The organism is Vibrio sp. 10N.261.51.A4, from assembly GCF_041471945.1.
Taxonomy (GTDB): Bacteria; Pseudomonadota; Gammaproteobacteria; order Enterobacterales; family Vibrionaceae; genus Vibrio; species Vibrio crassostreae_C.
In genome coordinates this window covers 1-12,715 of sequence record NZ_JBFRPJ010000151.1, presented here as the reverse complement: position 1 = coordinate 12,715, position 12,715 = coordinate 1, and the positions used below count along the sequence as shown (strand labels likewise).

General features: G+C 41.3%; 10 protein-coding genes. 1 reads left to right on the top strand and 9 read right to left on the bottom strand.

All coding sequences use genetic code 11. The annotated features are described in order from the left end of the window. The first annotated feature begins 14 nt into the window (after positions 1 to 14). Positions 15 to 1,217, top strand: coding sequence for a reverse transcriptase domain-containing protein (locus AB4384_RS23385; RefSeq protein WP_372130184.1), 1,203 nt, complete (start codon positions 15 to 17; stop codon positions 1,215 to 1,217). A 500-nt stretch (positions 1,218 to 1,717) separates the two neighbouring features. Here the strand turns inward: AB4384_RS23385 and AB4384_RS23380 are convergent, their stop codons facing one another. The 9 genes from AB4384_RS23380 to AB4384_RS23340 all read right to left on the bottom strand — a co-directional run bounded on the left by AB4384_RS23380 (position 1,718) and on the right by AB4384_RS23340 (position 12,470). Next, positions 1,718 to 2,065 (bottom strand): hypothetical protein, encoded by a 348-nt coding sequence (locus tag AB4384_RS23380; RefSeq protein WP_137001854.1) that lies wholly within the window; start codon positions 2,063 to 2,065, stop codon positions 1,718 to 1,720. Positions 2,066 to 2,155: 90 nt separating this feature from the next. Then, complete coding sequence (locus tag AB4384_RS23375; protein ID WP_102321097.1) at positions 2,156 to 4,741, bottom strand: DUF1566 domain-containing protein; 2,586 nt, start codon at positions 4,739 to 4,741, stop codon at positions 2,156 to 2,158. A gap of 202 nt (positions 4,742 to 4,943) precedes the next feature. Further along, a complete protein-coding gene (locus AB4384_RS23370) occupies positions 4,944 to 5,663 on the bottom strand; it encodes a hypothetical protein (protein WP_241910598.1) in 720 nt (239 codons plus the stop codon). A 395-nt stretch (positions 5,664 to 6,058) separates the two neighbouring features. Next, entirely contained in the window at positions 6,059 to 6,856 is a 798-nt protein-coding gene (locus AB4384_RS23365) for an outer membrane beta-barrel protein (protein ID WP_102321098.1), read from the bottom strand. A 1-nt stretch (position 6,857) separates the two neighbouring features. Continuing rightward, complete coding sequence (locus AB4384_RS23360; RefSeq protein ID WP_065583729.1) at positions 6,858 to 7,889, bottom strand: hypothetical protein; 1,032 nt, start codon at positions 7,887 to 7,889, stop codon at positions 6,858 to 6,860. Then, the gene (locus AB4384_RS23355; protein ID WP_102321099.1) at positions 7,889 to 8,611 is read right to left on the bottom strand and encodes a hypothetical protein; all 723 of its coding nucleotides are present in this window, start codon (positions 8,609 to 8,611) and stop codon (positions 7,889 to 7,891) included. Before AB4384_RS23355 ends, AB4384_RS23360 begins: the two co-directional genes overlap by 1 nt. 10 nt (positions 8,612 to 8,621) lie before the next feature. Beyond that, positions 8,622 to 11,372, bottom strand: coding sequence for a TcfC E-set like domain-containing protein (locus AB4384_RS23350; protein ID WP_102321100.1), 2,751 nt, complete (start codon positions 11,370 to 11,372; stop codon positions 8,622 to 8,624). Beyond that, a complete protein-coding gene (locus AB4384_RS23345; RefSeq protein WP_102321101.1) occupies positions 11,372 to 11,887 on the bottom strand; it encodes a hypothetical protein in 516 nt (171 codons plus the stop codon). Before AB4384_RS23345 ends, AB4384_RS23350 begins: the two co-directional genes overlap by 1 nt. Before the next feature lie 70 nt (positions 11,888 to 11,957). Then, positions 11,958 to 12,470, bottom strand: coding sequence for a hypothetical protein (locus tag AB4384_RS23340; RefSeq protein WP_102321102.1), 513 nt, complete (start codon positions 12,468 to 12,470; stop codon positions 11,958 to 11,960). Positions 12,471 to 12,715 lie beyond the last annotated feature (245 nt).

Below are 12,715 nucleotides of genomic sequence, written 5' to 3'. Positions count from 1 at the left end.
AGTGCGATCCCGCCCTGGAGTTACTCCGTAGTGCTCAACTTGCAGGTCGTAGCCAACAAAAGGCTACACAGGCCTTGCAAATGCCAACATACTGCCACGAGCTCTGTGATGCCATACTTAGCGGCTCATATAGCCCTGAGCCCTACCAACACTTCGCCATTACCGAACCTAAACTCAGAGAGATTTATGCCCCTTCATTCAAAGACCGAATTGCTCAAATGTGGGTGTGTAGTCATTTAACCCCGCTAATGGAAAAGCGTTTTATTGACGACACTTACGCAAACCGTAAAGGGAAAGGAACCTACGCGGCTATAGAAAAAAGCCAAAAATTAATGAGGCAACCAAAGCACCAATGGGCAATGTCGTTGGACATATACAGCTATTTTAACCAGATAGATAAATCCCTTCTACTCAATAAAATAGAGCAGCTTATTGCCAATGCTACCATTAACCCACTTAAACAGCGTTGCCTTATTGAAGTAACCAAGCAAATTATTACTCACGATACCGCACGTGAAGCTCTTACCCGAACCGGGGATCAGTCTCTTTTGCACGCCATTCCTAAACATAAACGCCTCATTCACAGCCCAATAGGAACAGGCCTGCCGATAGGTAGCGTTACGAGCCAATTAATGGGTAATTATTACCTCAATGACCTAGACCACTTTATTAAACACGAGTTAAAAGTGAAAGGTTACGTTCGTTATATGGATGACCTATTTTTACTTGCCGGCTCTTCAAGCACCTTGCAAAGCTGGCAACAAGAAATTAAGTGTTACCTCATAGAACAATTAAAGCTTAAACTACACCCAACAAAGGTTCACCTTGACAAAATAACGCATGGCTTTGACTATTTGGGGTATCGTATTTATGGGCACCATAAAACTATACGTCAGTCTACAGTTCAGTCACTCAAGCAACGACTCTGTTATTTTCGCTCTCTCCTGATGCCACATATGACTTTACCAAATGCGACACCACCAGAACGTGGCCAATGGCAACGATGGGACAGAGCGGGCAACACGCCTCCATTAGGGCTCCCTTTATATCGCGCAATGCTAAGCACTATTAATAGTTATTACGGCTTATTGAGCCATGCTAACCACTGTAGATTACGTAAATCGCTCTATCACAATCATTTCGGCGAGTTAAAAACGCTCTTTATTCCTGCCAATGCATACTATACGAGCGTTAAGCTCCGTTCTTGTCATTTTTGATAAGGCGACAACACTGAGTATATGTCAGCCTGATACGCACGAGACGTAGTTCTGATTGGATGGGTTGTTGCTGTTGACGTTGCCATAGTTGAGGTTCACGTTGTAGTAGTTGGAACCATTAGCCGTCGACGACCAGTAGTTGTTGTTGGTCGCCCAACCCTTCACGTTTGCACTTATTGTTTATACGGAGTGTTGCCTTTCGACTTGCCCCCCTTTATTACCTCTAATAAGGCCATAAGTGCCGATAACATACCAGGGCCCGCTCACCAATGCCGTAACAAAGGTGTTCTCTAGGCGCAGCAACGCTGCTATGTTCCCTGTTTTTAGCGTATCGCCTTATCAAAAACATTACTAAGGCTACCGTTCAGTCCAACGAATAACATCAAACAGCAACCTACCCTCTGGGTTAGATGTGTCCGGTGTGCATTCGTCTAGCTGGTGTACTAACCACTGTGGCATCCAAACTTTAGCGAAGCTGTTATCTATTTTTAGTCTAGGATTTAAGTCAGACCGTTCATGTACAGGTAAGTCGTTTTTGTGCGATAGATACCACTCTTCCCAATTAGACATATCGGCATAAAAACCAATGCTGATGATACCTTTTCGTCAGGAAACACCCCTACTTTTGCAAGGCTGCTTACAGGTAACCCGCCCGATAGAACACATTGTGACCCGAGTTTTTTAACCACTTTAGCTGACACCTTTAAAACAGGCAAAGAGGGGGGAGTGACCACCCACTGCTGCCATGCGAACAGCGCTTGATCATAAAAACGAACAAACATGCCTTCATGTATGCCGATAATTTTACCTTGTTGCTGACTAAGCTTGAGTTTTGTTTCAATATCCATATTAATCCTTACTGAGTTTAGAAAATAAACCGCTACCCTCTATAAAAAGAAAAAACGGCCCTGCGGGCCGCAAACTCTGAACGTTGAACCCTAAGAACCTGATACGCACGAGACGTAGTACTGACGGGATGGGTAGCTGCTGCCGACGCCGCCATAGGTGAGGCCCACGCTGTAGTAGTAGCCGGAACCATTAGCCGTCGACGACCAGTAGAAGTAGCCGGTCGCCCAACCCTTCGCGGTGTACATGTGACCAAAGTTATTAAAAAGACTCGTCAACTCATCTATATTTGCTAAAGCCCAATCATCTCTCCCGTTAAGCTCAAGTGTATTATAATGTTCACAAAGGCTATGTGCTTCAGTAACACTAAAAATTGCAAACGATCCTGAAGGACCATAAGGGATATTGTCAACATGACTACCGTAGTAATTACCACTATAGCCAACAGCGTTTAAAAAGCTCTCACTTGGAGTACCGGTAAACAACTTTCCATCGCTTTCCGCAATTTTAACACAGGCACCCGCGGCGTTTTGTTGATCATCATCCCCAACTTGGCCACCACACAAATAGGCATGAAAGGTAACTTGGCTAATCGCATTAGTCTGTGTATTGGTTGTTGTGGTGTAAGATGACGCCACATCAAAGGTCATGGTCGTTGTTGGGGTTTGATAGTTTGTATCCCACTTTACCCGCACTTTTTGCTCACCTGATTCATCGGTTTGAGTCGTTTCCGCTTCAAGGATAGGAGTAACCATTTCTGCGGTGTCTGGGTGCTGTTCTGTACTTACCACTGAAATGACTGAGTAACCTTCTACTGGGTTGCTATTTTGATCGGTCAAGGTCGCAGTAACCTGGCCACCTTCCACTGACGTATAAGGTACCGTGTCAATCGTTGCTTCTGATGACACTGCAGCCGTCTTTTCATCACCAATAAACTTAACTTCATAGTCTTGAGTAATGCCACCCACATCAAGGGTTAATGTGACGGTTTCCGCTTTTAAACTGGTTAAGCGAAACTCGGCAATACCATAGCTGTCTGTGGTAACGTTATCGCTGTCCAATGTCACATTTGGGCTAGAGACAGAAGCCGTCACAAGGGTATCTGGTCTTACTTCTTGACCGAGTTTTAACTCAACAAATACAGAACCAACATCAACTCCATCCGCGACAACTTCCGTGCTTGAGGTAGGCAATACAGTAATTAAACCTTGCTTAACACATGTCACATAATAAGCCGATGTTGGATCGACATCGCCTGTAAGGGTGCTGCCATCTTTAAGATCCACCCACTTAACCAGATCTGCTCCGTCATCATAAGCGAGGTATTGCGCTTTAACAGGCCAGTTATGTAACGCCTGAACATCGGTATCAGTGGCCATCAGCTTAAGTTGATCAAACGTCGGCACTGAACCACCGATGGTGTCGCAGTATGCTACGGCCGACGGATAACGAAAACCAGCCATATCAATCGCTGGGCTGTAGCCATCATCGTTCAGTTTTATATCATAAGGCGAGCCTTGCCCGGCTGCATCAAGTGCGGTGGGTGGTCCAATATAGAGATCCAACAAATGAGAAATGTCGTCCCATTTTGATGACTGATTAGGATCGGTCACTTCAACACGAATCAAACCCATGTCATACACTCCATTATGATCACTAACCGCAAAACTAATATAGTGGTAACCTGGTTGTGACGCTTGAAAGACGATCGTTTTATTCTGAGTGTCCAGTGGATCTTTAGGTACCGCTTTTGCGTTAAACGATTCAACATACACCAATTGATAATCATCACTATCGTCCGAGGAAACAAAGCCGCTGATGTCGATTTCTTCATCGGTCAATACGTTGACAACAACTGGATATACAATATTATCGTCAATCGTAAAACCTTGGTTAGCTTCGTAGCCCACCGCAACATCTAAAACCCCCATCAGCACAAGGCCATTAACCGAGTCTTCTAACGTATAAAGAACACGGTCAATGCCGGTAAAACCTGACGGCGGGGTATAATCCATAGTCTGGTCATCTGTACTATTTATTTGAACTGAGCTCGAGCGACCGTACGGTAGTGTAAGCTCCGTTAATACAAACTCGTCACCTAACGTAAAGCCGACTTTCTCCAATTCGTCCTTCAGTAAAACACTCACATCTTCATTAATCAGTGTTGTTGCACTTACTGGAACCAGTTCGGTTGAGCTAGGATTACTACTTACCGCAATGCGCGTAACCGCAGAACTCGAACCTTCTGAGCTACTACTATCACTCATTGGCGCTTCAGCCATACGGCTCATTGGCGACAATGTTTTAGGAGTCACATGATATCGATAGTCACACACCTTGGTATCAAAGGCCTGAATTACAAACCCTGTTTCCGTCATACTTTCTACTTGGCAGCTATCATCATTAGACAAGACCTCGACTTCACTCAGCGCAAAGCCACCACCCGTTGATGAAAATACCTTTGACGACAGGTCAACCTCGAACGATTCAGCATAGCCAGTCGAGTAGGTAGCATTTTGAGCGGAAAGCGTCGCGCTTTGAGTATTAGGGGAAACACTTGCTGAGCTTCCGGCACTTCCTTCACTGCCCTCTCCACCACACCCAAAAAGGGTAAGCGTAGTAGCGACGACAAAACCCAGGGGAATGCTTCCTCCTGGCTTATTGCTTAAAAGGTTCATATTACTTCTCTTTACTTTTTATTGATTTCAAAATTGATTTTATGATTTGTATTTAATGTTGTATTGGGCATTTACACTTTGCTGATAACAGTGATGCCATGTAGGCTAAAATTAGCACTGAACATGGGTAATGAATGCTGATCGTCCATGATTAGCATTCATCATTGAAGGCCTATAATTATGTCTATTTTCAGCGTTCCTATTACTGAATAGGCAGTTGCATCTCTTTAGAGTATTTTTTATCGTAAGATGTTACGGTTACATTAAGTTGTTCACTTTGCGTATATTCCGCAAGAGAAAACGTTTTATCCCGACCAGATACAACAGTGAACTTTTGTTTGCATTGCGTATTATTTTCTGTTGTACATGAGTTAACATAAACATCAATTAGCGTATTACTATTATTATCGATGCGTAAATTCTCGCCCTGATTGTAAATCTTATAATCAAAACTTGGCTTTGTCGTAGGCAGAATATAAACCGGTGAAAAACCATAGTTTATCTCGACACCGTGAATTTTCTCTCCCTCTTCTTTATAACGACTAGGAGTAAATGGCAGCATAAACATCAAATCTTTGCTGTTATCGCAAGACGTGTTGTGACATAAGCTACGAACACCCACGTCTTTCTCTTCACCAGGTCTTAAAACTAATCTTGGGTGCGTAAGAGATATTTTCCAATCATCTAGATTGTTTCTTGTATAACTATTACGAACGATTTTGTCGCCATCAATAAACTGAATTTCTTGTACTTTTCCATTAACAAAAATCGGGTGAGACTCATCATTAATAAGTGTCACGACACCATTGCCCTTTTTATCCGCGACGACAATCATCTTGTCGACATTAAAAGCATTGGCAGCAGTAGAAGTCATTGCTGAACAAATTGCGAATACTGTTAATAGATTATATTTAATTTTCATATTTCTCTCTACTAAAAATAATAAATTTTAGGATACTACTCGTCTATTTTGCTCAGCGCGTATATAACACCAAGCGCGAAAAGAATGAGTACATACATGTTTAAAATATTTGGTCCGATCATTACTCCGCTCTCTTATATTTGACCTTCATGCATATAATTTAGGTATTAATTAGCATATTTGCGAGCCCAAACGATAAAAGGTGAGTAGCTCGATTGGTGAGCAGTATCGCGCATTCGGATTTAAAGGTATTGGCCACTCTTGAATTTCAAAAACGCAAGATGCGAGATAGCTAAACAAGTGTAGATATCATTTACATTGGCGAGATACTCTCTGCTACAAACAAAGAAACACTGCCAAAAAATTGGCAGTGTTTCTGTTTCAAGGAAGGCAACTTAATCTAAACAGCTAACTTTCGGGTAAAGTATTTTCTCTTCAGGGTAAATCAAATTCAAATCACGATTATTAAGATTTGGATTTGCTTCGACTAATTCATCAAGTGAGCTATCAAATGCTCTTGCAATTCGGTGCAAATAGTCGCCAGGAACCACTCGGTATTCAACTAAACGCTGCTGACACGATGGCGCCTTCTTAATTGGGACAATAGACGCCAATTGGGTTTTCGGCCTTGATACTTGGGTCGACTCTTCAACAAGCTGGTCAACATTGGGCCTTGGGTTAATATCTGAAAGGCCTTCTGCGGCTTCATTGCTTGAAAAACGATAAACCAACAGTGCATTAAATGCGTATAGATCGTCTTGTTGACGAGCTAAATCAAAGACGCCTTGGTAACCAAGGTCGGCGCTCCAATTTTTACTCAATTGGTATTTAAGACCAAGCGATGCCGTAAAATTGGTGTCGTCACTAGAAAACGCGCCCCCGACTCCTGCATACAAGGAGGCAAATTCACTGACGGGTAGCAATAAGTCGGTTTCAACCATTACCGCACGTAAACTATCTATTTCCGAATCAGAAAAAGCAGAATAATCAGCATAGCCAAGTTCAAATAGTACGTTTTCACTAATGTTATATCCAACCGCCGCCTTATAACCAAGTGCTTCAGTCTGTCCCATGTTGTCATCAAATGCAGAAAACGTCATGCCACCACTCATCTGGATAGGCAGCTCCTCTGCTGATACACTTATGGATAAGAACACAGCGATAATCGATGACATTAAGTTCATTTTTTTCATCTTAAATACCAGGCTCCAACATGATCGTTACTTCATCAAAATAATCTCCGGAAACAGCAGAACTGCCCTCAATATCGTAATCAAAGTCTAAAGTAAAGTTAATACTTGTTTGCACTCCAGCTCCTTCTGAAATAGCCGTTGTTTGATACATTAATTGTCCTTCATCAACTAAGTTACCAGAGCTGCACTGATCGCAATGAATGCTGTAAGGAATAACCACACCAGGGTTACTTGAATTAACCAATTCGTATGACTGTAAGGGCATTGTTAAAACAATTCCGTCATTAAAATAGCCGTTCGCTGTAATATCAAATGACGTTGTCGATGTTATTCTTTTGCCAATTGTGTCGTAGACTGGCGTCATGACACCATCTCCACTTACAAAAACACTGTCGAGTTGAACAGGCTGATAATCAAATGAAAACAACATCACTTCATTGATGTTGCGATAAGTCATAATGCCGTCATTTTCATAGTAGTAACGAATATTTACCGGCACTGAAGCTGAATATTGCCCCTCTGGTAGCCCACTTAATGCCGACACTATTTCACTTTCGTTAATATCGAAAATAGGTCTCAGGAAAATAAATGGGCTCGATTTTTGTTTATTAATTAATCGAACAGACGAAACACAGTTTGGACCTTCAACAGTCACAATCGGTAGTGACACTTCATCAAATGAGCACCCACCACCTACCGTATTCGCTGACTGGGCAAATTCAATTCCAGTAGTATTGTATTGAACGCCCGATATATCGATCGATATTGACGGTGAAGTATTCCCATTTCCCCCAATTAAAGTCATCTCTGTTGGAGGTGTACCCGAAAATGTCGCGGCCGCCCAAGCTTCTGAAGCCTGCAACATAGGAGGAGTTTCCCACGTACTTGGCAGCATTTTACCATTGTAACGTGTCACATTGTCCCAACGAACACCACCAGCCTTCACTTCCGCGCGAACTTCAAACGCAGCTTGAGCCATGCTTGTCGTCATTAATGCAATAAACGCTACAATATATAGGATAGGTCTAGGCATTATATTTTACCTCTCGTCACCATTTCTTTCTTTGAATAGCTTCTGTCGTGAGATGTCACGGTAATGGTCAACTCGTTATTTCGCATAGTTTCGGTTAAAGGGAACGTCTTATTCCTTCCCGATACAACCGTAAATTTTTGTTTGCATTGGGCTTTGTTTTCAGCAACACATGCATCTACAAAAAAATTGAGCATGGTATTACTTTTATTTTCGACTCTAAGGCTATCACCGTTGTTGGTTAATTCGTAAGAATAATTCGGTTGTGTTGTAGGAATAATATAAACAGGTGCGAATCCGTAATTAATTTCCACACCACTCACTACTTCACCAGGTCTGTATTTACTTGGAGAAAAAGACAGCATAAACATCAAATCTTTTGAATTATCGCATGCAGCGTTGTGGCATAAACTACGTATGCCAATGTCTTTCTCTTCACCAGGGTTCAAAACTACCTTCTGGTGCGTTAATGACACCTTCCAATCGTTTAAGTTGTCTCTTGTATATTGTTTTTTTTCTACCTGTTCTCCATCAATAATATTTATTTCATCCACCTTTGCTTGGATAAAAATTGGGTGAGACTCGTCGTTGGTTAACGTAACGATACCGTTCCCTTTATCATCAGAGACAATAACCATTTTATCTACCGTAAAAGCTTGTACACTTATAGATAACAATATAGCAGTGAGTGATACTAAATTTAGTAGAACTTTATTGGATTTCATTTCCCACTCCTTAATTAACTTGTGCGACTGGGTATGTAATGGCGTTGGTGCGATAAAGTCGCTTTGCCAACAGTTTTAACTGATCGATATCTCTTTTATGAAGCGCTATTGTTTCCGCCATGTTTATAGATTCATGCGCTATATAAATTGCCTTAAACGAACCCACTTCTTTCTGAATAATTCGATAACCGTGTGACTCGAGCTTTTTAAGCGCTTTATTCAGTTCAATCGAGCTTTCGTATGCACCTAAATACATCGCTTGTAGTCGTTCATCTGCATCAATCAAATCTATCTGCTTTTCTTGAGCTATTGGCAAACAATAGTTTTGACCAAAGTTCATCTGATTTGTTGAAGTAAATTCATAAGGCAGTAAGCATTGGCTTTCTTTCGCTGACAATTCAAAGTTCATGCCTTCCAATACGGTTACTCTATAAACACCGTCGGCCATTTCATTGACTTCAATACAACCTTCTCCATGACACTCCACTTCTGTAATCGGCTGTTCTGATATGTCATTAAAGGCGCTGACAAACGAAACGACGCGACTAACTCTTGGCTCAATAGAAGCAACCGTACCTGGGTGTGTAAACACGGTTACGTTACTATCACCAGAGTTGTAAAGATCAACGCTCTCTGAATCAAATTTCGCACGATATTGACTATAGTCTTCCAAAGGCACAATTGTTTCATCGTTATATACGATGAACTTACTGTTGTTTCGCCCTTCTTTTTTAAGAGAGAAGTAACCTTTTTCATCAAACGTCTGCTCTGTATTCTGCGACTGATGAATATCGACAAGCGTATAAGACATTGCCGCTTTATCGGTAATATAAACGCCGTCTGTCGTCACGATTTGAGTGCTAGACAAGCCAGCATTGATACCACTCGTGCCATTGGTGGACGTATGGGCGGAGGCATTCATTCGAGCGTATTTAGTCGTGCCACTGGTCGCCAATAACGCATCTTGATACATATCATCCTGTTGTCGATCGTAGGTGTTACTCACCTCAAGCGACGTATTAAAGGAGTCTGAGTCAATTAACTGATTTCGTCTTACTGTTGTTTTAAATTGATTAATGTCATCACTATCACTCGTCAGGCCCATGATAGTTTCTACTGTGTCTGACAACGGGACACTCCATAACAAATTAACTGATATGTCGTCCGTCGCCTCAGAGTAATCGACGTTAATATTAACTCGCGAATCTAAAACTGTGGGCGTGCTGTAACCAACGGAAATAAACTGCTGTTCCTGTTCATCCGAGTTACCTAAATTGTCTAACTGCTTGTCGTTATTAAGCGAGTAAACCGCATACATAGATTGTCCACCGCGGAAGCTGTACGAAGAATTCAACGATAGACGTGAATAATCGGCATATCCGTACATATAAGAAGCAACTGGATCACCAAGTTCATTATCGAGAGACTCATAAGATAGACTTAAATAAGGGATACCGATATTAGCATTAAAGTGAGATGCGTCTTCGAATTGGCTGTACACAGCTTCAGTACTCAAATCCCAATCAATCAGATTGTATGCACCACCAACGGTGTACATAGTGCCACTGTCCGTGACCAAGCCGCCCAAGCCTACTTGCAACGAACGGGTGAGTTGGTAGTTAGCTAATGCCTTGCCATAAACATCGTCTTCAATATTTTGAATGCCATGTTCCGTGTAGTCGTAATGGCTTCCTGAAAACATACCCGCAGTGGCAACGAAATCCACTTCCCCCTGAGTCAGAGAGTCACCTTTGGTGTTATATACTTGATAAGTCTGGGTATTAACAACTTGCCCACCACTTGTCACCTCAAGTACAGCTTCATAGCGACCAGATGGTAACTTGCTGTAAGGAATTGAGTTCTGCCCTTCTGGTACGTTATCTTGAAAAATCAATCGACCATCACGAAGAACTTGTACACCGCCACTTGTTGGCGCATAAAAGCTCAATACTTTGTCGTTATTATGTCCGCCTACGAGCAACTTTTTAGAGGTACCTACCGTGAGCGAGTTTTGAGCAACTCGAGCGGTGTTATTCAGGAAGTCAGTTGAGTTAACCTCTGGCTCAAATTCAAAATGACCCGCTTTTATTGAGTAAGAATCGATATCTAAATGATATGCCGCTTCATACAATTCAGAACCGTTATCACTGTTGTTGGCATTGAAATCAGTTTTGAGGTATCCGTAAGGTAGCCCCAGTGTCGTTTCATTATTTAAAGAAACGATTGAGTCTTGATCTTGATATTCACTCACGTACAGATCAAATGAATTGATTAACCCATTGTGTTGACTCAGAGACGAGTGGTATACCAGTTCTTCATCGAGATTCGAGTATGACAAAACCTGTGGAGATACAAAAAGATAGACTTCTTGATCGTTATAGTTATGAACGATCTCAAACGTTTCTGGGTACAACTCACACTCATCGAGCTTACCTAAACACTCAGACTGATCTTGTATGCCAACCATTAATTGATCTATGATCTTCTGCTGGTACTCAGCCGACACTGTATTATCATTTAAATAGTCAGATACCTGTGCGATCGCTTTTTTATTATTCGAGTCTAATTTTAACGTGTTAAACGACGTTAAAAATGGGATCGGTGAAGTAAGGGAACCATCTAAGTTACGTATACGGACTGTTGACTCTTTCAATTCAAACAGTTCTTCAAAACCTTCAAGAACATTTTGACTATAACTTGAATACGAATACACAGGCAATAACACTAAAATTGCCATTGTTATGAGTTTGAACCTGAACATTATATATCTACCTCTATATTGAACTCTATCTCACCATTACACCTCTCCGCTTGGCCCGCTGTGATGATATCTTTAAATGACTGAAAACTTAATATAATGTCATGCTCACTATACTTATTGTCGCCATCATTTAAATTGAAATTTGAAAAAGAGACGGATTCACCCTCTGACAAACTTTTCCCGTCAATCGTTAATGTAACGAAATCATCCTGAACATTGCTCACTCCAGAGTAGTCCGTACAAATTGACGTATTTTTTGTTAACGTTGAAATATAAGGAATATCCGAAGACTCAAAAGGTATATCTGTTTCAATTCTTAATGTGGTATTAACATCATCAAATTTTGTTTTGTCTTGATTTGACGTCAACTCCAGAACTGCCGGAATAAATTCAACAGAATTAATTGAATTTGTATAAAGTTTGCCTACATCGAGGCTCGTAGTAATGTAAAGCACTTTGAAATCGGCGTTGGCATTCATACTCATGAAAGCCAATAGTATTAAAACTTTTTTCATATTGACTACCATCGTAGAGAAATAAGGCTCGTAATTACTACGAGCCTTTGAATCGGGAATTTTCTACAAATTAAACAAGGTCAGCCATAACCGTTACTGATGCTTGAACAGTAGTTCCACCTACTTCAGATTCAGGTAATACAGCAGTCTGCTTAACTTTAGTTGAAATAGTTTCTTCACCAGAAACAACATCACCAACGGCTACTGGTGCACCATTTACATTAATCTCAACAGCTTGAGATGGGTTTGCCACACCGTCAAAAGCTACTGATGCATCAACTAGAGTCCAGTTAGCTGAAGCTAATGCACCAACAACAGGAGTAACAGCATCACCATCATTTAAGTGAGACTCAAGTACGATAGTATCTGATTCAAACACACCGTCTGAGCTTGGAGTGATAGTACCGTTAAGCGCTGTTGTATCACCTCCTAGGCCAGTGATGATAAGTGCATCTGATGCGCTAGTTGTTGGAACAACGCCGTTCCATATAACAGTAGCATTTGAAGATGCGTTAGCACCTGCACTTACTGCCATACCCATAAGAAGAACTGATGCTAGTGCGCTTTTTTTGAAGTTAAACATTTTACTTTCCTTTAAAGATTAAATATTTCATAAATTAGTAATCCCGCTCCTGCGTTTAAATTTGTTAACGCTCATCGGTGACAGGACGAAATAAATTATGCGGAACACTGGAAAAGAAATATTGGGCATTTGAAAATTCCATTTGCCGAAAATGCCGATTCGATAAAACCATCAACAGTAAAGCTAGTAATACCTACCTTCGTTTTATCTACATCTATAATAAAAACCGGCTTTGTTGCGTAATT